The 24,622-nt window shown below is 53.0% G+C and carries 20 protein-coding genes; 14 read left to right on the plus strand and 6 right to left on the minus strand.

The genetic code is table 11. The features are described from left to right. Positions 1-23: 23 nt before the first annotated feature. A complete protein-coding gene (locus RIC29_18055) occupies positions 24-971 on the minus strand; it encodes a GGDEF domain-containing response regulator (protein ID MEQ8736832.1) in 948 nt (315 codons plus the stop codon). Between the two features lie 330 nt (positions 972-1,301). Here RIC29_18055 and msrP point away from each other — a divergent pair, with 330 nt between their 5' ends. Further along, positions 1,302-2,279 carry a protein-methionine-sulfoxide reductase catalytic subunit MsrP gene (gene msrP / locus RIC29_18060; GenBank protein MEQ8736833.1) on the plus strand — a complete coding sequence of 326 codons (978 nt, stop codon included), beginning with the start codon at positions 1,302-1,304 and terminating at the stop codon, positions 2,277-2,279. 114 nt (positions 2,280-2,393) lie between these two features. Continuing rightward, positions 2,394-3,206 carry a hypothetical protein gene (locus RIC29_18065; protein ID MEQ8736834.1) on the plus strand — a complete coding sequence of 271 codons (813 nt, stop codon included), beginning with the start codon at positions 2,394-2,396 and terminating at the stop codon, positions 3,204-3,206. 42 nt (positions 3,207-3,248) lie between these two features. Here the strand turns inward: RIC29_18065 and RIC29_18070 are convergent, their stop codons facing one another. Next, positions 3,249-4,268, minus strand: a complete 1,020-nt coding sequence (locus RIC29_18070; GenBank protein MEQ8736835.1) for a DUF1838 family protein — start codon at positions 4,266-4,268, stop codon at positions 3,249-3,251. Positions 4,269-4,504: 236 nt separating this feature from the next. Between RIC29_18070 and RIC29_18075 the strand changes: the two genes are divergently transcribed. After that, a complete protein-coding gene (locus RIC29_18075) occupies positions 4,505-5,464 on the plus strand; it encodes a formylglycine-generating enzyme family protein (GenBank protein MEQ8736836.1) in 960 nt (319 codons plus the stop codon). Positions 5,465-5,472: 8 nt separating this feature from the next. On the opposite strand, the gene RIC29_18080 is transcribed toward RIC29_18075, so the two are convergent. Beyond that, positions 5,473-8,697, minus strand: a complete 3,225-nt coding sequence (locus RIC29_18080; GenBank protein MEQ8736837.1) for an autotransporter domain-containing protein — start codon at positions 8,695-8,697, stop codon at positions 5,473-5,475. Positions 8,698-8,911: 214 nt separating this feature from the next. Beyond that, complete coding sequence (locus RIC29_18085) at positions 8,912-10,264, minus strand: MFS transporter (protein MEQ8736838.1); 1,353 nt, start codon at positions 10,262-10,264, stop codon at positions 8,912-8,914. 91 nt (positions 10,265-10,355) lie between these two features. Here RIC29_18085 and RIC29_18090 point away from each other — a divergent pair, with 91 nt between their 5' ends. From RIC29_18090 to phoB, 10 genes are all read left to right on the plus strand, one after another. Next, a complete protein-coding gene (locus RIC29_18090) occupies positions 10,356-10,982 on the plus strand; it encodes a protein-methionine-sulfoxide reductase heme-binding subunit MsrQ (GenBank protein MEQ8736839.1) in 627 nt (208 codons plus the stop codon). 451 nt (positions 10,983-11,433) lie between these two features. Next, positions 11,434-12,795 (plus strand): diguanylate cyclase, encoded by a 1,362-nt coding sequence (locus tag RIC29_18095; GenBank protein MEQ8736840.1) that lies wholly within the window; start codon positions 11,434-11,436, stop codon positions 12,793-12,795. 134 nt (positions 12,796-12,929) lie between these two features. After that, a complete protein-coding gene (tkt, locus tag RIC29_18100; GenBank protein MEQ8736841.1) occupies positions 12,930-14,918 on the plus strand; it encodes a transketolase in 1,989 nt (662 codons plus the stop codon). A gap of 34 nt (positions 14,919-14,952) precedes the next feature. After that, complete coding sequence (gene rpe, locus RIC29_18105) at positions 14,953-15,594, plus strand: ribulose-phosphate 3-epimerase (protein ID MEQ8736842.1); 642 nt, start codon at positions 14,953-14,955, stop codon at positions 15,592-15,594. A 218-nt stretch (positions 15,595-15,812) separates the two neighbouring features. Continuing rightward, positions 15,813-16,826, plus strand: coding sequence for a substrate-binding domain-containing protein (locus tag RIC29_18110; GenBank protein MEQ8736843.1), 1,014 nt, complete (start codon positions 15,813-15,815; stop codon positions 16,824-16,826). 141 nt (positions 16,827-16,967) lie between these two features. Beyond that, on the plus strand, positions 16,968-18,347 hold the full coding sequence (gene pstC, locus RIC29_18115; protein ID MEQ8736844.1) for a phosphate ABC transporter permease subunit PstC: 1,380 nt from the start codon (positions 16,968-16,970) through the stop codon (positions 18,345-18,347). An 11-nt stretch (positions 18,348-18,358) separates the two neighbouring features. Beyond that, the gene (gene pstA / locus RIC29_18120) at positions 18,359-19,663 is read left to right on the plus strand and encodes a phosphate ABC transporter permease PstA (protein ID MEQ8736845.1); all 1,305 of its coding nucleotides are present in this window, start codon (positions 18,359-18,361) and stop codon (positions 19,661-19,663) included. A 2-nt stretch (positions 19,664-19,665) separates the two neighbouring features. Beyond that, complete coding sequence (gene pstB / locus RIC29_18125) at positions 19,666-20,481, plus strand: phosphate ABC transporter ATP-binding protein PstB (protein ID MEQ8736846.1); 816 nt, start codon at positions 19,666-19,668, stop codon at positions 20,479-20,481. A gap of 11 nt (positions 20,482-20,492) precedes the next feature. After that, positions 20,493-21,242, plus strand: coding sequence for a phosphate signaling complex protein PhoU (gene phoU, locus RIC29_18130; protein MEQ8736847.1), 750 nt, complete (start codon positions 20,493-20,495; stop codon positions 21,240-21,242). Between the two features lie 3 nt (positions 21,243-21,245). After that, positions 21,246-21,986: a phosphate regulon transcriptional regulator PhoB gene (phoB, locus tag RIC29_18135; protein MEQ8736848.1), complete on the plus strand. Its 741-nt coding sequence runs from the start codon at positions 21,246-21,248 to the stop codon at positions 21,984-21,986. A gap of 15 nt (positions 21,987-22,001) precedes the next feature. Here the strand turns inward: phoB and RIC29_18140 are convergent, their stop codons facing one another. Next, positions 22,002-22,520: an adenine phosphoribosyltransferase gene (locus tag RIC29_18140; GenBank protein ID MEQ8736849.1), complete on the minus strand. Its 519-nt coding sequence runs from the start codon at positions 22,518-22,520 to the stop codon at positions 22,002-22,004. A 407-nt stretch (positions 22,521-22,927) separates the two neighbouring features. Between RIC29_18140 and RIC29_18145 the strand changes: the two genes are divergently transcribed. Next, a complete protein-coding gene (locus tag RIC29_18145; protein MEQ8736850.1) occupies positions 22,928-24,061 on the plus strand; it encodes a DUF2336 domain-containing protein in 1,134 nt (377 codons plus the stop codon). A gap of 42 nt (positions 24,062-24,103) precedes the next feature. Here RIC29_18145 and RIC29_18150 read toward each other — a convergent pair whose 3' ends face one another. Further along, positions 24,104-24,523, minus strand: a complete 420-nt coding sequence (locus tag RIC29_18150; GenBank protein MEQ8736851.1) for a VOC family protein — start codon at positions 24,521-24,523, stop codon at positions 24,104-24,106. Positions 24,524-24,622 lie beyond the last annotated feature (99 nt).

Consider the following 24,622-nt stretch of genomic DNA (forward strand, 5'->3'; position numbering starts at 1 on the left):
CCTAACACAACGGCACATTTTTTCTAATGGGTTTTTGCTATGCTTATCTCTGTCGCCCGAGTCATGCGACAGGTGCGTTTGGCTTCTGTCATGGCGTCGGCAGCTCTCTGTAAAACGTCAGTGCCAGATACATGCTCGCCGCCGCGACTAAAGGCTGTAACGCCGATAGCGGCACTCATTTCATGTTCTCCATCAAATGTCCGCACAGGTTGTGCGAAAGCCGTGGCAATGCGTCGTGCAACCATCATGGCATTGGCAGTGTCAGAGACCTGATCAATGAGGCAGCCGAACTCGTCACTGCCTAAGCGGGCCATTGTTTCACTTGGCCACTTCATGGCTTTTAAGCGCCGGCCTGTCTCACGCAGAATAGCATCACCAACTTTAAGTCCGTACGCTTCATTGATGAATTTCAGACCGTTTAAGTTGACGTAAACCAGAGCCCCCATCGAAGGCCCCGCGCTAGGAGCGGTTGAGATTGTTTTGTTGATCGCATCTAAAATGGCTTTGCGGTTTGATAAGTTTGACAGCGGATCGTGGAAAGCCGCTTTGGCCAACTCTGACTGCCGTTTATGGCGCGCGAGTGTATAGCGGATAGATCGTTCCAACCCTTCAACGGTCATATCGCCTTTAACCATGAAATCATAAGCCCCGCGCGAGAGCGCGCCTTCATCAACGGCGGGGTCCTGCATGCCGGTTAGCATAATAAAGGGAATGTCGATGTCACGCCGACGGGCTTCGTCCATCAGATCAAAGCCGGTATTGGGTGTTAAGTAGTAGTCGGTGAGACAAATATCCACGGATTGATTGGTGAGGGCATCCATCGCGTTCGGAATCTCATCCGTGGTCACGATGTTGTCTCGCCGGATACCGCTGGCCTCAAGGAACCGTTTAATCAGGCTGGCATCCATTGCATTATCTTCAAAAAGCAAAACACGCAGGGCGTTATCGACCTGTGACCGCGGCAGAACCATATCTGTCCTCAAACTCATCCGCTTCTGACGGCGGAAATTGATTTATACCGCCTGATGGGAGCGGCCTCGTGTTGAGCATCAAGCTAGCTTCAAATGGTTACCACGGGGTGAATCAATCAAGGCAAAACCGCGGTAGGTCTGGCGTAAATCGCGAAAATGTTTGCCGCAAATGAGAAAAAGAATGTGACAGAGCGGCAATGTCACTGGGATGTGAGGCAGAATCCTAGGCGTTGTGTGCCATAGTCTGATGAGTGATCGGTTCAGAGCACCGATTCGTAGATAAATTAAGATGCCCGCTGCCGGGCCGCTGAAAATGACTAAGGAGGTCCCATGCTGATTCGAATGGCCAAGAAATCTGACCCAAAACCGAGCGAGATCACATCAAAGCAAGATTATTTGAATCGCCGGTCTTTTATGGCTGCAACCGGTCTGGCCGCTGGGTCTGCCGCGCTCGGCTTCAATCTGTCTCCGGCTTCGGCAGCCGTCGAGCGTCCTGGGGTCAATGAGGCCCTATCCCCTCTTGTTGATGGGTATGGGAAGGTCGGCGAAGACGATTCGTTGACTCCTTACGATGATGTCACGACCTACAATAATTTTTATGAGTTCGGCACGGGCAAGAGTGATCCGGTTGAAAACTCAGGCCCGTTCACCCCCCGGCCTTGGGAAATTACCGTTGACGGATTGTGCGCAAATCCCGGGACGATCGGGTTAGAAGATTTTCTGAAGTCCCACGATCTGGAAGAGCGCATTTATCGCCTGCGTTGTGTTGAAGCGTGGTCGATGGTTGTGCCGTGGGTCGGTATTTCCCTGGCGGATGTGGTCAAGCGTTTCGAGCCCAAGAGCGCTGCCAAGTACGTACGCTTTGAGACGGTTGTACGACCGGAAGAGATGGTGGGGCAGAGGTCTCGCCGTATTTTGCCATGGCCTTATGTGGAAGGTCTCCGACTCGATGAGGCAACGCACCCGCTTTCCCTATTGGCTGTCGGCCTGTATGGCGAAGTCCTGCCAAACCAAAGTGGTGCGCCAATCCGACTGGTGGTGCCGTGGAAGTATGGCTTTAAATCTATTAAATCGATTGTCAGACTCTCCTTTACCGATGAACAGCCTGAGAACACATGGAACGTCATGGCTGCCAACGAGTATGGCTTCTATGCCAACGTCAATCCGAACGTTGACCATCCCCGCTGGTCGCAAGCCCGCGAACGCCGCATTGGCGATTTTCTGCGCCGGGAAACACTCATGTTTAACGGCTACGAAGAAGAGATTGGTGATCTCTATGCCGGATTAGATTTGAGAAAGAACTACTGAGGTTATGACTGTTGCCGCAGTCTTAAAAAATGAACGTTCAACTCTGAGGCGATTTGTTCACTACATATTTGCTGTATAGTGATTGGCCATAGTCCATTTTTCGGGATTAATCGCATGGTCAATTTAAAGACACTCGCAATAACCAGCGCAATAATCAGCATTGTCAGTGGATTTTCTGCTGTTAGTGGCATTGCCCAAGAGCCTTCCGTTGAACGATCAAGCTTTTTCACTTTTAATGAAGGTGATCGCATTGAAGACTCAGGCGTCATTGCCGTTGAGTCTGGTCGCTTCGCGCGTTCCGAAGCCTTCGAGGTGGTGCGTCATGCCGAGGGTGGCCGGACCATCACCAGCATCATTACGGGAGCTGACGGCAGCTATCGTGTTGAGGGACGATGGTCCTATGATGCTACTGAACATGCGATCGGCGCCGACGGAAAAGCCAGTTATAATGGGGTCCCCGCCAGTATCAATATTGTGGCAACGCCTCCAACAGCGGCGATCACGGTGCGTGCCGGTGCCGTAGAGCGCACAATTCCCGCGCCGTGCGATCCAGACTGTCTGATTGATATGGCCCCAAGTGCTCTGCCGATGTTCACGATGACCCGCCGGTACGATGTGTCCGTGGGTGGAGATCAGGCGTTTCGATGGATTGGGCAGGGGCTGGTTGCCGATCAAGTGTTACTCGAAGGAGTTGCGAAGATTCGCCTGCTCGACCGTCAGACCGTCGGTGATGTTGACGTTTCACATTTCATTTTTGTCGAAACACTGACAGATGCCAAGACAGGGGCCGTGACCAGCTTTGCGTTTAATCTTTGGGTCGACGCAGACCATCGCCCCCTGGCGTTCGGTATGACCAGCGGTACACTTGGGGTGCGCAAAGGTTTTGAAGCCGTCCCGGCCGCAATGCCCGCGCAGTTTGCCGAATAGTTTTATCCCGGTCTTTAACGTCTGATTGCTACCGCGTTATCTTTAGCTGTCGGGTACGCCAAACACTGAGCCCTTGCCGCCCGGTCCGCCGCGTCCGGCGGCGCGTTTTTCGTCGATGATTTTCTTGGCGTAAGACCACGTGTTCTCGTTTTCGCTCAGACCTTTCCATTCTTTCGGGGCTTCAAGATATTTCGGGTAATTCTTGGCTGTGTAATCCCGAATATATTTTGGTAACCCCTCAACACCATTCATGAACTTAAACGACTGCGAATGATAAACCATGTGGCCGGCACGATTGCCCATTTCCATGAATGGCAGCCACATGCCACAGCGTGCCCAGGCTGTGTGGTTTGAGGCCGAGGCCACGTCCGGGTTCGCCACTTCGCTGAGGCTGCTGGAGATGGCCCATAACTCGCAGGATTGGTAGACGTCCTGTTGCGAATGCAGGGGATAGTCTTTGCGTGTCAGCGGGTTCTCTTGGGTGCGGAACACGTCGATTTGAAAGACAATGCGATCGCCGACAATCTCGTGATCAAAAGGCGGAGACCGGAAACCACCTGACACCCGCGAAATACGGTTCACGGGATCATTCAGAATATGCAGCACTTCAACGGTTCGCCCTGTCGCTGGATTCGTCCATGTATCGAGAATTTCTCCCGTTTTGGGGTCCATGTAGTACAGAATTTCTCGATGATAGAAATGCCAGACGCCATCGCCTTGATAATCCAGGCGCGTCGCGCCCACACCATAGGTTTGAAAGGCCAGATAATTTGCTTCTCCAGGCACCCACATCCAGGCTTTGCCTCCAAAACCGCTGATCACGTCTTCACCGGAGAGGTCGCCCTGAATTTTTAGCAACGACCGTAAATTGGTTTCCGGGTCCATGCTGTCAAAATCTGTCGGCACAGCTGCGTTTGCGCTTCTCGGCATAATTGATGGTGCGGCCAGTCCAGCAGCGCCTAAGCCCGCAGCTTTCAGCATATCGCGGCGGCTGGATGCCTCTGTGGCAGCAAGGGTTTCAGACAGAAGCGGTGGCAGAGCGGCGGAAGAGGGCAAGGTCATACGAGAAGTCCCTTATGGCTAGTCTTGAAGATATAAAAACCTACCGCGCAAATTGACTGACCTGCGGCCCTCTCTCCAAGACTGTCCGACTGGCGGGCGGCGACACTCGGTGGCATAATTGCTGTTAATCAAACATTTTGAAAGCCAACATGGAAAATCAATCTGGAAAATCAATCTGGAAAATCAACGTGCTAAGTTTGTATTCTGTCCGGCGAAAAAGTAAGGGAGTTATCTCAATGCGTAATGCGGCAGTTTTAACGGGTGCACTTGGCATTTTCTTCGGCTTTATGCCGGTCGCTCCAACTTCGGCTCAAATCATAGAGTTGTCTCCAGGCGCGGTCTTGTCAGACTGCGCCGACTGTCCAGAAGTTGTTGTGATTCCCCCCGGCACGTTCACAATGGGATCCGACCATATGGAACCCATGCGGGACGATGAACTGCGCCCAGAAGGGCCGGTTCGCACCATCACAATCTCAAAGCCATTTGCCGCTGGCCGTTATGAAGTGACCAAAGCGCAGTTTGACTCTTTCATCAATGCCACAGGCTATATTCCAACTAACTCCTGCGTGACCTGGGGGGGACGTGATCCGGTTGATGGCGTCACCTGGCAAGAACCTCGTCTGGGTGTTGAGCCCCGCGACACTGATCCAGTGGTTTGTGTGGATTGGAATGATGCCAAGGCTTACACCCAATGGCTGGCGGGGCGCACGGGGCAACCCTACCGTTTGCTCACTGAGGCCGAGTGGGAGTACGTGGCTAAAGCCGGCGCACGCACGGTGTGGCCGTGGGGTGATGATCCCGATCAGATTTGTGAGTACGGCAACGTCTTCGATAAGTCCGGGTTAACTGAACCGCGCTCTACATCCAATTCAAACGCGGCCGCCCAGGCTGCAAACTGTGATGATGGTGCCATGCTGGTGGCTGAAGTTGGGCAATACAAGCCCAACGCTTTCGGTCTTTACGATACCATCGGCAATGTGTGGGAGTGGGTCGAAGACTGCTCGTTGATGCTTTACACAGACGGACCCTTGGACGGATCGGCGTATCAGTCTATGGGAACGTGCGAGAAGCGTGCCGTGCGCAGCGGCAGTTGGCGTAGTCGCATATCGCGGCATCGCCCTACGTTCCGCGGGCGTGATCCAGACGATTTGGCTTATTACATCTTTGGTTTCCGGATTGCCCGCGATCTGAACTAGGGCACCTATTAGAACCTAAACCGGACCGTCACAGCGCCAGTGTGGGCGGTGTACCCACTGGCTTTTTCGCCATCATAATCAAAGGCGACTGTGGCGTGTTCATTCTTGTAGAAAACGCCGAGGCCAAGCGAGAACACGTTCTGCAGGTGCTTGGCACCTTCTAGTGTGAAGGTTGGACCGCCGGCTGCGAAAGCATACTCTAAATCCTGCGTGCCAGTCATGAATTCCCGCGTGAAGGTGCTGCGGACTTCAAACTCTAAGGTTGTGTTGTCTTCCTGCAAGAACGCTTTTCGTGCCGCTAAACCGAGGCTGCCCCGCAAGGAGTCGACCGTGTTCGACGGTACGCTGAGGTTCAAGCCGTTGCCGCCACCTTCTTCAATATAGGAGCCTTGGTTAATGTAGAGGTACTGCACCCGCGCCGTGGGAACGAAACTCAGCGTGCCGCGACGGACACCAAGTGCCAATTGCCAGGCTGTACCGAGTTCGTAGCCATTGCCGTCGCCTAGGAGAGTTCGGTCAATGCCAGCAAACTCCACATTGCGCTCGGTGTTAAACGAGTCATAGGCAAAAGTAACACCACCTTGGATATGACGGATGGGTGTGCCGGTGCGGAAGTAGCCGTTGAGTTGGGAGCTGCTGAATTCTGTGGGTTTGTTAGGTGACTCTAAGAGATCTGGGAAGCTCCAGAGTTGCGTGTAGGCTAAACCTGCGCGCGTGCTGTTGCCCACATAACGATCCGTGCCAATCGCAATGCCGCCCGACCACTTGGTGTACCCAAGCTGTTCGCCATCCGCTTTGCGTTTGGCGTAGTGCCCCATGGGCTGAATCCAAACCGTTGGACGGTCGCGGTAGAAACCAAGTGCGGGAACACGGTCTAGTCTTCGGTTAATAGACCCCAGCGCCATATTCTGTTGATCAAGCGCTGATTGAACGATGGCATTTGTCGTGTCTGGAAGAATTTGACCGAGTGCGGACTCAAAGTCAGTTTGTGTGGTTAGCGCCGCGAGGGTAGTAAAAAATTCTGTGTCTGCGCTGAGTGCGGCACCGGAAGATTCATACAAGATGCCCAGGTTGGTTGGCAACGCAAGGTCTTCCGCCGTGCGGCGTGTCACTTCCAGTAAAATTGCATTCGGTGTTGCTGTCTCTGTCACGACACGAATGTTATGCATGTATGACGTTTCTGCAGGCACTGCGTCCGCTGGGATCAATGTCGTGTTCAGTTGTCCAGCCTCAACAAGCGTAAATGTTTGTTGATCTGTGATGAAGTTGCGCAAAATCGGAACAATTTGTGTATCGGCTGACAAGGTGGCCGTTCCGGTTGTGCTGATCGTGCCCGCTCTTTCGTTCACACCATCCACTTCAATGCGTAGCGTCGTGCCGCCTTGGATATCCAAGCTGGATAAAGATGCGCCCGCGTCTGCTGGAATGGTCCAGTCCGTATTTGAAACGGTTAGGTCGACCGTAGACCCGGTTCCAACAAAGCCGCCTGTGTATGTAGAGTTGACGATGGAGGCTGTTTTCGCGCCAGTGGTGAAGCGAAACGTTCCCGACACAATTGAGTCTGAGAGGGAGATGACATCCGTGCCGCCGCCCATGGAGATCACAGACGCGCCGATTGAGCCGCCGGTTGCGGTGAAGGTATCGTTGCCCGCGCCGTTGCCGAGGTAAATATCGCCTGTCATCGTGCCTGAGTTAAAGAAGGTGAAATCCGCAGCCGTGTTACGCGCATCAAGCGCCATGATTGTGCCTGTCGATCCATCTCGGATAGTGGCAAGGACGTCGCCAGTGTTTGAAAAATTGGCGAGGTTGCCGCCCCGGTCGACGATCGCAAAAGCACTTGAGCCAGACCCGGCGGCGTTGGCTTGAATAACACCTGTGTTGGTGACGCTGGTCAGCACGCCCTGTTCTTCAACAATAATGGCGTAGGCGTCACCACCAAGGTCGCTGATCGTACCTTCGTTGATGTCCTCGTCTGAATCGTTGGTCACGGCGAGAATTGAACCACTGTTCACAATGCTCGGCACGGTTCCGTAGTTGGCAATCCGAATTGCGGTTGAGGTTGCGTCCGTTGTGCCGGCCCGAATGTCACCGCCATCATTACGCAATCCGCCCGTCACCGTGGCCGTGTAAATTGTTCCACCAGAAACCAGACCGCCAATCGTGATGCCTTCGGCTGGAACGCCTTCCACGGTTCCACCGACCGAGAGAACACCGCGGTTGATGATGCCAAAAGCGTCATCACCGCTGCCCACAGCGCCAATATTTATACTGTTGAATGTTCCTTTGGGACCGCCGGGCCTGACCCGGATGGCCTGACCATCGCCAAGCACTGAAATCTCAGCATCTGCGATGTCGAGTGCCGGATCGTCCGCATCTAAATCGGCTTCCTGGGCGTCCGTCACACTGTTGCCGAGAATCTCGATTCCACCGCCGACAGAGTTGGCAATCCACATCCCGGCCTCGCCGGCAGATTCTGGAATGATATTGAAATCGACGTCTCTAAAGGATGATCGGCCCGCATTAATGCTGCCCGCATTGGTGATCTTACCCGACACTTCTCCGCCAACATACAGCGCGATGCCGTCTTCGCTGGAAGACGTCAGCACCCCATTGTTTGAAAGATCGCCATTCACATCGCCATTGAAGCTGAGAGAAATAGAACTGCGTCCGATGGTGGTAATGCGACCGTTGTTGACAAAGGAGCCGTTCATTCTGGTGTTGAGCAAGATGCCAATCGTCCCGTCACCGCCAACTTCCAGCACACCAGTGGAATTGTTAACCAATGAACCATTAAATGTTCCAGGGCCGCTGATGAGGATGCCCTTATTGTTGACAGGTGTATCAATCAGGTTGCTGTCATCTGCCGGTCCCGGAATTGAGATCACACCGTTATTTGTAATGTTTCCAGTCAGGGTGCCGACCGAGCCATCGACCAATATGCCAACCGCGTTGGACTCCGCTTCTAAAGAGATCTGACCATCGTTGGTGATGGAGTTGTTGCTGTTCAGTGTGACAGGAATGCCCGTCGTCAGAGCGATCGAGCCGCCACCCTCAATCACGATATTGCCTGGGCCAGAGCCGTCTCCCGTCGCCGTATTTGCTGGTGTTGTGCGCGCATCTGTAACTGTTAAATCGCCGGCTAAGGCATAGCCCGTTATTCCAACGGAGAGGGCCATACTTGAAGCAAGCAGTTTGGCTGCCAAGGTGGTCTGGTAGGACTTTGTAAAACTCATGGGAACCGTCACTCTACACACACAGGTATTAAGGAGGCGGATGCCCCCAGGGAAACCTCAATATTTTGAAGGCCAATGTAGACACGTCTTGGGGCGGTTAAGTCAATCCATGGCAAACTTTATCGCCAGTTTTTTATTGTTGAAATGTGGCGGGAATGCGCTGAAAACCATTGTCTTTCATAAGATCCAATGTCTTTCGTATGATTCAGAAAGATTAAATGGTGGGGGCCGGGGTGTCCCTGCTGGTATCATCAGGCTTCGTTTCGCCTGGCATCCGTCCAGGCGCTTTCCAGCGCACCAAAACGGCGCAGAGGAAGACAAGGCTGTTAATGCCGCCAACCATGATGAAAACCGCATTGGGGGCAATGGAGTCAAATAGCCAGCCGCCAACAAACGAACAGAACAGGATGCCGATGGCACCTGAGATGTTGAACCCGCCGATCACTGCGCCCCGCTCTGCCAAGGGTGCTTCTTGGCCAACCAAGGCCTGAGACCCAAAGAAGGCTGAGATTTGTCCAATACCCAACAAGACCAACAGCGGGCGGGCGTCAGCAGCAGTGGGGTCATCAACAAAACCCATGCCGAGATACCCCAGCGCTGCAAGCGCCATGCAAAACGCAAGAAACCCAGTGCGGCTGAAACGGTCAATGAAAAATACAATTAAGATCGTCCAGATCAAAGCTGCGGATTGCGCGATGATAAAAGCGGTGGTCGCTTTACGGGTTGCTTCCCCCGTTGGGAGCCCTTGGTCAACGCCAGCAACGGTTCCCCACAGCGTCAAAAATGTGCCGAGAATGACGAGATCGCCGCGGGCGATGAAGGCCGCGCCGTAAGACAAGGCAATACGAGGATTTCTCCACCCTTGTTTTACGGCGCTGACGGCGAGGTCTTTAATCGGCGGCTTTTCATCTTCGTTCGCGGGTGTTCCGTCTTTCAACCCAAACCACAGCACGATTGTAGATAGCACGCACAGCCCGGCTATCAGCCAATGAACCATTTCACCAGCTTCGGGCCCCGTCATACCATTCTCGACAAACCGTTCTGGAAGAGAGCCAAAGACGCGGTTAATGAAAACAACACCTAACCCGTTCATGGCGCCGACAATGCCAACGAGTTTTCCACGCGAGGCTTCTTGCGGGTAGTCTGTCACAATGGTGGCAAGCATCCCGGTCGAAGTGGCGACGCCAATCGCGTAAATAATGCGGTAAAGCGTGAGTTCGAAGATGCTATCAGCGATAGGATACAGGGCGTATCCCAAGCCCATGGTCAAGAACCCGAACAGGTAAACAGATTTGCGTCCAATGCGGTCTGCGGCAATTCCGACAGGCCCAAACAGAAGGAGCGTGATGATCTCCGTCCAAAAGACCAGATTGCCGCTGACCACGCCCTGCTCATCTGTGGGAACGCGTAAAATTTCAGTCAGGACATAAGGCGTCCCAATGCCAATAAAAGTGAGGAGGCCAATCGTAAAAAAAGCCGCGTACATCAGGGTCAGAGTGTTTCCCTTGGTCACACCCGGGGCCAACCAAACTGGGCCGAATTTGTTGCAGCTCTTATCGATGACCATACCGTTTCCCCCTCACGGTTCCGTGCTTCACGCGGATGTGTGAAGCCAGATGCTTCCCTTGTGTGGAGAGGTAGACTACACGGCTAGAGTTATGACTGATACGGCAGAAATCACAACACCCCCTCAGCGGCACGCGCGCAAGTCACCAGATCGATGGCTCAAGCCAATTGTTTTCTGTACCTGTCTTTTGCCGCTGATTTGGATCGTCTTTAGCGCCGCTACTGGTGGTCTTGGCGCCAACCCAATTGAGGCTATTACCAGAGAGCTTGGCGATTGGGCTCTAAGATTTCTGCTTATTACTTTGGCCGTAACACCGATACGTGTGGTGACGGGGTGGAACGTAGTCGGAAGAGTGCGGCGTATGCTCGGGTTGTTCGCTTACTTTTATGTGCTCTTGCATCTTTTCAGCTATATCGGTTTGGATCAGTTCTTTTACTGGTCTGGAATCTGGCAAGATATCGTAAAGCGCATTTACATCACGCTAGGTTTGGCAGCTGTGCTTCTGTTAACCCCGCTCGCGATTACATCGACGGATAAAATGATAAAGCGTCTCGGTGGGCGAACGTGGCGTAGGATGCATGTGCTGGTTTACCCAGCGGCCATCCTAGGCGTGATCCACTTTTACATGATGATCAAGGCCGACTTCACAGAGCCGCTGATCTATGCCCTGATCTTGAGTGTATTGCTCGGCTTTCGCATATACAAAAAATGGACCTGAACTCGGCAGCAGGTTTAAGACTTTGGCCGACCTTTTTGGTTGCTCTGATTTGAGCTGCGCTCGTTTCTTCTGTTTCACTGCAATGCGCATCCCGCCGTCAGATGCAAAATTAATCGCTAACCACGGATTATGACTAACAATCCCGGCAGGGTGAGTTGCGAAGTAAGGAATTGGCCTAATCATGGCATAAGCCTTTGAAAATAAGCGGCGACAATTAGTTTTTATTCGAAACTAATATATACTGACCAAGTCACAAGGTCAACGGCCTCAATTTAACGGCCATCTTCCTCCCTAAAAATAAGCTGCCACGCGCCCTCTAGGCTTTTTCACCGCGCATGGTTACACTCAACAAGCGCAATAAAAAAATAAAATGCGCCAGGGACGTGGCCAGGGATGTGGTAGGGGGAATTGCGCGCGGCATCGCATATTTTTTGAGGTGCCGCTGAAACACATGATGACTGAACACCAGAAAGTCTCTGATCATTCGGAAATTGAGTCTCTGCGCGAAAACGAAGAGCACTGGCGTCGTATGGCGCAACAGACCCAAAAAATTCTGAATGCTGCGAATGAGGGAATCATTGCGATTGACCTAGAGGGCCGCATTACCATGGCCAATACGGCTGCCGCTGAGGTTTTGGATCGTGACCGCAGCGCCTTGTGCGCCAGCACCATTGACGGTGCTTTAACATACGGCACCGGTTCTGACCGGGCAGGAGAGTCTCTCGGCCTCTCTGCCACGCTTAGTTCGGCAAACTATTATGTTGCCCAAGATGTAAGGTTGGCACGCGGCGATGGACGTGCCTTTGAGGCTGAATACGTGATCGCTCCGATGCGTGAAAAAGGGAAGACCACGGGGTATGTGATGACCCTTCGCGACGTGTCGGAGTGGAAGGCGGTGGAGGCTCAACTCCGGCTGGCAGCAACCGTGTTTGATTATACCAGTGAAGGTGTATTGGTTGCTGATTCGCGGGAAAGGATCACCAAAATAAACCGCGCCTTTACCGAGATTTCAGGCTTCAAGCCGAGCGAAGTTGTAGGGCAGCCGATACGGTCCTTTTTGTTTGTTGACGATAAAATTTATCGCGAAACGATGGCTGATTTGCATAAGTCGGGTCAGGTTGAGTGGGAGCAATGGTGCAAAAATAAAAACGGCGATCGCTATGCTGCCCGGCAGGCATTATCACTCGTAAGGGGACCCGATGGCGAAGTCCAAAACTATGCTGCGGTCATTAACGACATCACCAAACGTAAACTCGATGAAGAGCAGATTCGTTATCAGGCCAACTACGACCAGTTAACCGGAATCCCAAACCGGGCGCTGTTTATGGATCGTCTGTCACGGATGGTGATCGAAAGCCGCCGGACCAAAACCAATATTGGTTTGATGTTTATTGATTTGGATGGTTTTAAGGCGGTCAATGACTCGCTCGGTCATGATGCGGGTGACTTGCTGTTGAAACAAACCGCCGATCGGTTGAATTTCTGTGTGCGTGAGTCTGATACGGTTGCCCGCCTCGGTGGAGATGAGTTCACGGTCATTATGCCACTAATTGATAGCATTGAGAGCACTGTGGTGGTGGCAGAACGCATCCTCAAATCTTTGACAGATCCCTTTGATCTTGATGGCCAGATCGGGCGAATCTCTGCCTCTATTGGGATCTCGATGTACCCTGATCAGGCCGCCGACGATAAAGAACTGCTCCATAAGGCGGACGTCGCCATGTTTCACGCCAAATCCCAAGGCAAGGCGAATTACCAGTTTTACCGTGAAGGCCTTGAAATTGAGGGGGTTCCGGAGCGCGAGGAGGCGTGATCACCAGCAGCCTCAATTTGCACACCCGTAACAAAAATCCTGGCCTTGCAATCCCTGGCCTGGTCAGCCAAAACCCTTAACACGACCAGACCATGTACCCGCCCATTCACAGCCAGTTGCGATCCAGGTATCATATGACCCTTTCAGACACCGCAGTTACCCAAACGGAAATGGCAAATGCCATCCGGTTCTTATCTGCTGATGCCGTCCAGGCGGCCAATTCCGGCCATCCAGGGATGCCTATGGGCATGGCCGATGTGGCGACCGTGCTGTTTACCGAGTTCTTGAAGTTTGATGCCGCTGATCCACGCTGGCCGGATCGTGACAGATTTATCCTGTCTGCTGGCCACGGGTCGATGCTGCTGTACAGCCTGATGTACCTCACAGGCTCGAAAGACATGACCATCGAGCAGATCAAAAATTTCCGCCAATTGGGCAGTATTACGGCTGGTCATCCTGAGTATGGTCATGCGTCTGCGGCTGAGACCACGACGGGTCCGTTGGGACAAGGTCTGGCCAATGCCGTGGGCATGGCTCTGGCTGAACGCATGCTTGAGGGCCGTTTCGGGTCCAGTGTTGTGGATCATTACACCTATGTGATTGCCGGTGACGGCTGTCTGATGGAAGGCATCAGTCACGAGGCGATTTCTTTGGCGGGTCATCTTAAGCTCGGCAAGCTGATCGTTTTGTTTGACGATAACAAAATCAGCATTGATGGGCCGACAGATTTAACGGTCTCAGATGATCAATGTGCGCGCTTTGCGGCTTCCGGGTGGGATACCTCAAGCGTTGATGGGCATGACCCGGAAGCGGTTTCGGCTGCGATTGAACAGGCCCGGCAAACCGATCAACCCTCACTCATTGCCTGTCGCACCACCATTGGGTTTGGCGCACCAACTCTGGCAGGAACATCAAAAACTCACGGTTCTCCCTTAGGTGATGAAGAGATTGCCGGTGCCCGGGAAGCGCTTGGATGGACTGCGGCACCGTTTGAGGTGCCTCAAGAAATCTTATCAGCGTGGCGTGAAGCTGGACGCCGTGGTGAATCGGCGCATGCCAGTTGGAAAAAGGCATTAAATGCGCTGCCCGCAGACAGAAAAAGTGAGTTTGAGCGCACCGTTTCGGGTGAACTGCCCGCCGGTTGGGAGTCGGCGATTGCTGACGTCAAAGCCGTGGCTGTCAAAGATGCGCCGAAAATGGCAACCCGCAAAGCTTCAGAGGAAGTTCTAAAGGCCTTAACCCATGTTATTCCTGAACTGGTTGGCGGCTCAGCTGATTTAACAGGATCCAATAATACTAAAGTCGCGGCTCAGAAACCGGTGACTGCAGACGATTACTCTGGAGCATACATCTACTGGGGTGTGCGTGAGCACGCCATGGCCTCGGCCATGAACGGCATAGCCTTGCACGGCGGGTTTATCCCCTATGGCGGCACGTTCTTAGTCTTCACAGATTATTGCCGGCCAGCGATCCGCTTGTCTGCGCTGATGGAGAAAAGAGTCATCTATGTCATGACTCATGATTCCATTGGTCTTGGCGAAGATGGACCGACACACCAACCGGTCGAGCATATCGCCAGCCTGCGTGCGATGCCGAATGTTCTGATGATGCGCCCCGCTGATTTGGTCGAAACAGCCGAGTGCTGGGGCATTGCTGTATCTCAAACGAAGCGGCCATCTGTGCTCGCGCTGAGCCGCCAGGGCCTGCCAACGGTTCGATTGTCAGACACGTCCGAGAACCTCTGCGCAAAAGGCGGCTACGTTTTGTCGGAAGCCGATGGGCCACGTCAGGCAACGCTGATTGCCACCGGCTCTGAGGTCTCGTTGGCTCTTGAAGCACGTGATGTGCTGAAAGCGGATGGTATCTCAGTTGCTGTGGTTTCCATGCCGTGCACCGCGTTGTTTGATGAGCAGGATGAAGCCTATCGCCTGTCTGTTTTAGGCACTGCCCCCCGGGTTGCTGTTGAAGCGGGCATAAGCTTCGGCTGGGAACGTTACATCGGTACAGATGGCGCATTCATTGGCATGTCCACGTTTGGCGCCTCTGCTCCAGCCGGCGACTTATACAAACACTTTGGCATTACGGCTGATGCGGTTGTGGCTGCCGTCAAAGAACGCCTTTAGGTGGTGTTGGAATTAACCTTGGGAGCCATGCGTTATGGCCGTTAAGATTGCGCCGTCAATATTGTCCGCAGACTTCGCCAAGCTTGGTGAAGAAGTCAAAGCGATTGACCAGGCCGGTGCAGACTACATTCATGTCGATGTCATGGATGGCCACTTTGTTCCGAATATCACCATTGGCCCTGCCGTGGTGAAGGCGCTTAAGTCGCACTCCAAAAAGCCATTTGATGTTCATCTCATGATTGATCCTGTGGACCCGTACATTCAAGCATTCGCCGATGCTGGGTCAGACATCATCACGGTGCATGCAGAGGCGGGGAAGCATCTGGACCGTACGCTTCAATTGATCAAAAGCCTTGGTGTTAAAGCTGGCGTTTCCCTCAACCCGGCTACTCCACCGGAGTCCATCGCTTACGTATTAGACAAGATCGATTTGGTCTTGGTGATGTCCGTGAACCCGGGGTTTGGTGGCCAGAGTTTTATTGAGTCCCAAGTGGCAAAAATCAGTCGTTTAAGAGAGATGATTGGCTCAAATCCCACCGAAATTGAAGTCGATGGTGGAATCACCCCTGAGACGTCTAAAAGGTGCATTGCAGCAGGAGCGACTGTTCTTGTTGCTGGGAGTGCTGTTTTTGCGACGCCAGACTATGCGAGCAATATCAAAGCTTTGCGCGGTTAAATCCCCTTAACTCTATAAATATCTATATATTGTAGGGGTTTAGCACTGCTGCTCGGGCCTGATCGCGGGCGTGTTTTTCATGCGAAAAATGCTGTCATATTTCTTTAATAAATGTGTCACAATCGTGACGCCGACAACGGATAACGTCCGCTCGAAATGCACCGATCCTCGAGTGTATTTGAACAGTCGTATGACGTTCTTCAGTCTTGGAGACAAACATGAACAAAACAGCTTTCGCACTGGTCCTTGCGGTCCAGATGGGTGGTGTAGCGATTGCAGAAGCACGTGATCAAATTCGTATTGTTGGGTCCTCAACAGTCTTTCCATTTTCAACAGCCGTTGCAGAGCAGTTTGGCCGCACGACCAGTTTTCCAACCCCTATCGTTGAGTCGACGGGATCTGGAGGCGGTTTGAAATTGTTTTGTGAGGGCGTTGGAACCAATACACCCGACATGACCAATTCTTCCCGGCGCATCAAAGCATCAGAAGTTGCACTCTGTGCCAGCAACGGTGTCACGGAAATCACTGAAGTGCGGATTGGGTTCGATGGTATTGTTCTTGCCAATGCCAAAAGCGGCCCATCTCTTGATGTGTCGCTCAAGCAGGTGTTCTTGGCCCTGGCGAAAGAGGTTCCAGTGAACGGCAAGCTTGTGGCCAATCCCTACACCAAGTGGAACGAAATTGACGCTTCCCTGCCAGATATGGAAATTGAAGTGCTTGGCCCTCCGCCAACATCTGGAACGCGTGATGCGTTTGTTGAGCTTGCGATGGAAGCCGGATGTGAATCGGTTGAAGGTGCCGCTGAACTCGGCTTAGAAGGCAAGGCGTGTCACATCATTCGTGAAGATGGTCGTTTTGTCGAAGCCGGCGAGAACGACAACCTGATTGTCCAGAAGCTGGAAGCCAATCCTGCGGCTTACGGTATCTTTGGGTTTAGCTTCCTTGATCAGAACGCCGACAAGATGAAAGGTGCCACAGTCGCCGGCGTGGAGCCTGAATTTGAAAACATTGCCGCTGGAGACTATCCGGTCTCTCGTTCCCTTTATTTCTATGTCAAGAAAGCCCATGCCGGGGTCATTCCAGGTATTGAAGCCTATCTTGCTGAATTCACAAGCGACCGGGCCTCTGGCCCGGACGGGTATTTGCTTGATAAAGGTTTGATTCCTCTGCCGGATGATCAACGTGAATTGGTCCGCCAGCAGGCAGAAAGTCTTGCAAATTTGACGATGTAATTGGCTTAAAGATGTAATTGGACTTAGTAGCGGCACTCTTTTTGGGAGTGCCGCTGCCGTCCAAATCAAAAGTCCGGGCACCGTCTTGGAAAAAATGTGCAGTCCAAGCAAGGCGTATGACTGGGTTAAATAGGAACTAGAATGAGCTTGTCGTTCGTCATTATTGGGGTGCTCTTATTTGCATCGTACGGATTTTATTCCGGGCGGCTAAAATCTCTTCGTACGGTGAATGGCGACATTCGCACACTGCATTCTCTGCCAAACTACTATGGTGGTTATGTTGCCCTATGGTGCGGCTTGCCTGCATTACTGCTCATCTGCGTGTGGGTCTCCGTCGAAAATTCTGTAATTTTGTCGTTGGTTTTATCCGGCCTGGGACCAATTGCTGAGAACCTAACAACGTCTGAGCGCAGCCTTCTCATTGTTGATATCCAAAATTTAGCATCCGGTAACATTGCGTCACGAAACGACGCCGAGATCGTTGCTGCGGCGAACCGCTACAGTTCTTTTCAAAGCATCAGCATGATGGCCATGGTGGTCACCGCGCTTTGTGTGGGGATTGTTGCTTTAATCATAACCAAGCATCGGATTGCCCCCCAGTTCAGAGCGCGCAACCGTGTCGAGCAAATTATTTCCTTTTTACTGGTGATCTGCTCTCTGATTGCGATTCTAACAACCATCGGCATTGTTCTCTCATTGCTGTTCGAGACCATTCGCTTTTTCGGTAAGGTTCCGTTCACCGAGTTTCTCTTTGGGATGGAATGGAGTCCGCAAACAGCACTCCGGGCCGATCAGGTTGGGTCGTCTGGCGCTTTTGGCGCTGTGCCGCTGTTCGCGGGCACGCTGCTTATTGCCTTCATTGCGATGTGTGTCGCGACACCCATTGGTTTGTTCTCAGCCATCTATATGGCCGAGTACGCTGACCAGCGGGTGCGGGCCGTCCTGAAGCCTCTTTTAGAAATTCTCGCGGGCATCCCAACCGTTGTGTACGGCTTCTTTGCCGCGATCACGGTGGCACCGGCTATTCGCGGTTTTGGCGAATCTATCGGGCTGGACGTGGCATCGGAAAGCGCGCTCGCCGCCGGTTTGGTTATGGGAATCATGATCATTCCGTTTATCTCGTCGCTTGCGGATGACGTGATTACAGCCGTGCCACAATCCCTGCGGGAAGGCTCTTTGGGGTTGGGTGCGACCAAGTCAGAAACCATCAAACGCGTCGTCTTCCCTGCCGCATTGCCGGGAATCGTCGGTGGTATTTTGTTGGCGGTGTCCCGCGCCATTGGCGAAACGATGATCGTGGTGATGGCCGCAGGTCTGGCGGCAAACCTGACCATTAATCCGCTTGAAGCGGTGACCACCGTGACGGTTCAAATTGTGACTCTTTTGGTCGGTGACCAGGAATTTGACAGTGCCAAAACGCTGGCAGCATTTGCCTTGGGCTTGGTCCTGTTCTGCGTGACTCTGGTGATTAATATTGTTGCTCTTAAAGTTGTGCGACGTTATCGCGAGCAATACGAATGACGGATGGTGTTATGAACGAACCACACTCCAGCACGACTCGTCACCCCACCACAGAATTGGTTAACGCGGGTTTGAAGAAACGTTATCGCTCTGAGCGGCTGTTCAAGCTGTATGGTTTGATCGCGGTAACAATAGCGATCGGTATGTTGGGTTTGCTCTTTGTCACCATCGGTGGCCGCGCGTTGCCTGCATTCGTGCAAACCTTCGTCACCATTGACGTGCAACTCGATGCGGAAACCATTGACCCGGCTGGAACGCGTGACCCTGAAGTGCTCTCCACGGCCAACTACCAGGCTTTGGTGCGGCAGTCGCTGAGGGATATTTTCCCCGATGTTTCTGGACGGCGTGATCAGCGCGAACTCTATCGCTTGTTCAGTTCTGGTGCGCCGTTTGAAGTGCGCGAGATCGTCATGGCAAACCCAAGCCTGATCGGATCTGAAATCACGGTGTCCTTCCCAGTCTCAGCGGATATTGATCAGCTTTCTAAAGGCAACATATCCCGTGATGTGCCTGAAGCAGACCGGCGGGTTTCAGACAAACAAATCGTCTGGTTTGATGCCTTGGACAGCCAGGGCCGCATTGAAACCAGATTTAATACGGCGCTCTTCACGCAGGGTGACAGCCGGGAGCCTGAGCTTGCGGGTATCTGGGGCGCTGTGGTTGGTTCTTTTTATGCGCTGGCCATTACGCTGCTGCTGTCCTTTCCCATTGGCGTTGCGTCTGCTGTGTATCTTGAAGAGTACGCGCCAAAAAATAAACTGACCGATATTATTGAGGTCAACATCAACAACCTGGCTGCGGTGCCGTCCATCGTGTTTGGATTGCTTGGCTTGGCGATGTTTCTCAATTTCTTTGGGTTGCCCCGGTCAGCGCCTTTGGTTGGCGGTTTAGTGCTTTCGCTCATGACATTGCCCACGGTGATTATTGCCAGCCGCGCCTCTTTGATGTCGGTTCCACCGTCTATTCGTGAGGCGGCACTGGGCCTTGGCGCTTCAAAGCTTCAAGTCATTGTGCATCATGTTCTGCCTTTGGCGATGCCGGGCATGATGACCGGCACCATCATTGGTATGGCCCGTGCGCTCGGAGAATCAGCGCCGTTGCTGATGATTGGCATGGTCGCGTTTATCGTCGATATCCCGCAAGGCCCCATGGACCCGGCAACGGCTCTGCCGGTCCAGATTTTCCTCTGGGCGGATGCCCCTGAGCGGGCTTTTGTTGAACGAACCTCAGCGGCCGTCATGGTGTTGCTCGCCTTCTTGATTGTGATGAACGGGCTGGCCGTCTGGCTTAGAAGCAAATTTGAACAGCGTTGGTAAAGATGGATCAAGAAGCAGTTATCTTTGAAAAGACGGCGGGTCAGCCGCGGATGCCAGCGGCCCAGATTAAGCTGGCCGCTAACAATGTCTCTGTGTTTTACGGCGAGAAGCAGGCGTTGATCGACGTCAGCCTCGATATTGTTGACCGTCAGGTCACGGCGTTCATTGGTCCGTCTGGGTGCGGTAAATCTACATTCCTGCGCTGTTTTAACCGCATGAACGATACCATCGAAAGCTGCCGTATGGATGGCAAGATCACTCTTGATGATCAAGATATCTACGATCTCTCCGTCGATCCCGTTCAGATTCGGGCGCGCATCGGCATGGTGTTCCAAAAGCCAAACCCGTTTCCAAAGTCGATCTATGAGAATGTGGCCTACGGACCCCGCATTCACGGCTTGGTCTCGCATGCCGATGAGCTTGAAGAAATTGTCAACTCAAGCCTGGAAAAAGCCGGTCTTTTGAAAGAAGTCAAAGATCGCTTAGAAGCCCCGGGTACCAGTTTATCCGGTGGTCAGCAGCAACGGTTGTGCATTGCCCGCGCGATCGCGATCAATCCTGAAGTCATTTTGATGGATGAGCCCTGCTCGGCGCTTGATCCAATCGCGACGGCGAGGATTGAGGAGCTGATTGATGAACTGCGCGAGAATTACACGATCATCATCGTGACTCACTCTATGCAGCAAGCGGCGCGCGTATCACAACGTACGGCGTTCTTCCACTTGGGGCATTTGATCGAATGTGCAGACACGGAAACGGTCTTTACCAATCCTGATCACGAGCTGACTCAGGGTTACATCACAGGGCGCTTCGGGTAGGTCTTGAAGAGATGATCGCGCAAAAAGACGACCGTCATATCGTCAAGTCGTTCAGCGAAGAGCTGCAAACGCTGTCAAAGCGTATTGCCATCATGGGTGGTGTCGCCGAGGCGCAATTGTCCTCTTGTATTATTGCGGTTGAGTCGCGTGATTCTGAATTGGCGGCGAAGATCATCGACGCCGATACGGCTCTGGATGACATGGAAACCGATATCAACGCGTTTACGGTCAGAGTCCTGGCCTTGCGTCAGCCAATGGCGTCTGATTTGCGCCACGTTGTTGGCGCTTTGAAGATCTCATCCAACATCGAACGTATTGGCGACTATGCCGCAAACGTGGCCAAGCGCTCTCAGATTGTGAATCAGTTTCCCCCGGTGCGTCCCGTTGCCGGTGTCATCGAGATGGGCAAGCTGGTGCGACAAAACGTGCAAGACGTTCTCGACGCTTATATCGAACACAATGTCGAGAAGGCGGAAGCGGTCGCCAACAATGACCGCACCGTTGACGATCTGCACACCAGTGTCTTCCAGGAACTCCTCACCTTAATGCTGGAAGATTCTGAAACCGTGCCAGCCTGCACGCATTTATTGTTCATGATTAAGAATATGGAACGTATAGGCGATCACGCCACAAGCATTGCTGAGACAATACAGTTCCTCGTTGCCGGTAAGCCTATGCAGGCGGGCCGGCCTAAACAAGATCCCATCCTCAGCGGTCTGACTCAGCAAGACCCCGATTTCGCAGCTGCATTGGAGAACTAAGATATGAAACCCAGAGTCCTTATCGTTGAAGACGAAGCCTCTCTGGTTACGATGCTACGGTACAACCTTGAAAAAGAAGGTTTCGACGTTTCAGAGGCCACAGATGGCGAAGAAGCGATGATTGTCGCTGAAGAAACGCCACCGGATGCGATTATTCTCGACTGGATGTTGCCCCGGATGTCAGGCATTGAAGTGTGCCGCCAGTTCCGGCGTCGTACACACACCAAATCTGTTCCAATCATCATGCTTACCGCCCGCGGTGAAGAAACCGACAAAGTGCGTGGGCTGAATGTTGGCGCTGATGATTATATGACCAAACCGTTCTCTATGCCTGAGCTGTTGGCGCGTGTGCGGGCTTTGTTGCGCCGGGCGATGCCGTCGCAAACCAAAGGCGAGTTGACCTATAGTGATATCGTGATCGACCTTGATGCACATCGGGTGACGCGCGGTGGTCAATACATTCACTTGGGTCCAACAGAATTCCGCCTTCTGCAATTCCTGATGGAGCGGCCGGGTACCGTATATTCCCGTGAAGAACTGTTGAACTCGGTGTGGGGCCCAGACATTTATGTTGAGCCGCGTACGGTTGATGTTCACATCCGGCGCTTGCGCAAAGCCTTAAACCAGGAAGGCACTCAGGATCTCATTCGCACGGTGCGTGCAGCAGGGTACGCGTTGGACAGCCAAGGCAATCGTCCGGACGCTGCTGCGCAATCGTTTGGTTCCGAAGGGCCTGGGCTCTAAAGCAGTTTGCGATGATTATTCACTGTCATACGTCACCAGCGTATGACAGGGCAGATTGATTTTGGCGCGGCCCTGTAAGAAGCTGAGTTCAATTAAGCAGGCTGCGGCGGCAACCTCTGCGCCAGAATTCTTAAGCAGGGCAACCGCAGCAGCCAGAGTGCCCCCGGTGGCAAGCAGATCATCGACGATGATGACTGTGTCGCCGGGCTTCACAGCATCATGCTGTATTTCAATGGCATCCGTGCCGTACTCAAGGTCATAGCTGTGTGATTTTGTCTCACCCGGCAATTTCCCTTTTTTGCGTATCATCATAACGCCACAGTCCAGGGCGATGCCCAGTGGGGCCGCCACCAGGAACCCACGCGCATCAATCCCGGCAATATAGTCTGCGTCGTACCCCCGCAGTGCCTCTGCAAGATCGTCTATAGCCCGCTTCCAGGCTTTGGGGTGGCCGATCAGGGTTGAAATATCAAAAAAGTTAATCCCCGGTTTGGGAAAATCGGGAATTTGCCGGATGTGAGCTTTTAGATTCATGAGGAGATTCAGTGGCGGCTATGGGAGAAAATGGATGGCTTCGTTGAAGGTAACGGCGGGCGGGCGCTATTCCTAGTCAATTAAGATACCCACCACACAACATTTTGGGGAACCTGCGGCCAAGTCTAGGCGTTTATTGAACAAGTTTAACATATCAGCACGTGAGTTTTAGCCTGCACGCAAGAAGTGAGAATTGGGATTGCCTTTGTTTCTGCCAAATTTCGCTAGCACATTGTTCCTCACACGGAATAATGTAGAATGACGCTACTCGCTACGGTTTTATACAACCCCTGCACGATTTGCTGCCACCGCTTGCTCCGATTTAGCCCTTCTCAGAGTAGGTTTTTATTGAAATCTGTATCGCCGTGATCGCGCGGTTGCTTGCAGATATGAAAAGGAGTTTCAGTGTGACGGAATCCGACCTCACACTATCCGACGTTCAAGACCTTGCGGCCAATCCGTCGCCAGAGGCGCGTGCCGACGCTGCCGCTAAAATTGCGGCGTCTTACGGGAAGTCTCTGATGTCACAATCAGAGTTAAAGATGGCGCAAGAGATCTTCAGACTGATGATGAAAGACGCCGAAGTCCGCGTGCGTGAAGCGCTCTCCATCAATCTGAAATCGACGCCCTTGCTGCCCCGCGATATTGCCATGAGCCTGGCCCGTGATGTCGACAGTGTGGCCGTGCCGATGATTGAAATGTCTGACGTGTTGACCACGGAAGACCTGATCGAAATTATTAACAGTCAGAATCCAACGAAGCTTGCCGCGGTTGCGGATCGCGCGACAATTCATGCAGACGTGGCCGAAGCTTTGGTCGAGCAAGGGGGGGAGGCTGCCGTTACAAAGCTCGTAGGTAATCCAGGGGCGCATCTCACCGAGCCCTGTATCCACCGGGTGGTAGATCGTTTCGGCACGGTTGAAGCCATCCAGGAAAAACTGATCGCGCGTCCCGTGCTCCCGGTGACCGTCGCCGAGCGTTTGGTCACCAAAGTTTCCAACCATTTGCGTGGGGCGCTGGTTTCACGCCACAAAATTTCACCTGACCTGGCGGCTGATCTGATTTTGCAGAGCCGTGAGCGCGCCACGGTCGGCCTAGCTGTTGGGGCCACAGACGATGAAGTTGAAGCCCTGGTCGGACAATTAGATCTCAATAAGCGGCTGACAGCCTCGCTGGTGCTGCGGGCGATTTGCATGGGACATCTTAAGTTTTTCGAGCATGCTATGGCGCGGCTTGCGGGTGTGCCTTTGGCCAACAGTCGTTTGTTGATTCATGATCCAGGTGGCTCAGGCTTAGAGACCCTGTGTGTTCGGGCCGACTTACCGGCAGCTATTCGCCCCGCCATTAAAGCGGCTGTTGCGGTGACGGATGAAACCGAGTTCGATGGCCGGACCGGGGCGGCGGAACGCTATAGCCGCCGCGTGATTGAGCGCGTGCTGACCCAGTATGAAGATCTCAACGCTGATTTTGAAACCGATGACCTGGAATACCTTTTAACCCAATTGGGTCAATTGCCGACGACAAACCAGCAGGTTCACTAGACCCTATTCATTTTCATCAGCGCTATGGTCAGATGAGGGTGTTTACCACTCGCCTGTGTTTTTCATCGACGCCCAGGGTTCTTGCGGCGGCAGGGCATCACCGCTTTGCAGCAGCTCTATGGAGATGTTATCGGGCGAGCGCACAAAGGCCATGCGTCCATCGCGCGGTGGGCGATTAATCGTCACGCCTTTGTCCATCAAGCGCTGACAGGTTTCGTAGATATTATCCACCGCATAGGCCAGATGCCCGAAGTTGCGCCCGCCGGAATAGTCTTCCGGGTCCCAATTGTAGGTCAGTTCCACGGCGGCATCTTCGTCGCCCGGCGCGGCCAGAAACACCAGCGTAAAGCGCCCGCCTTCGTGGTCCCGACGGCTTAGTTCTTTCAGACCTAATTTGTTGCAGTAAAAATCAATCGAGGCATCCAGGTCGGTCACCCGGACCATGGTGTGAAGATATTTCATGTACGGTCCATATTCGTGAATAAGGTATGAGTTAGCATCGCGTGAACGTAATGCTAACGCAAGCCGCCGCCAGTGATAGTTTTTGCTTCGTGTTGACCT

The organism is Rhodospirillaceae bacterium (genome assembly GCA_040219235.1).
GTDB lineage: Bacteria > Pseudomonadota > Alphaproteobacteria > Rhodospirillales > Rhodospirillaceae > WLXB01.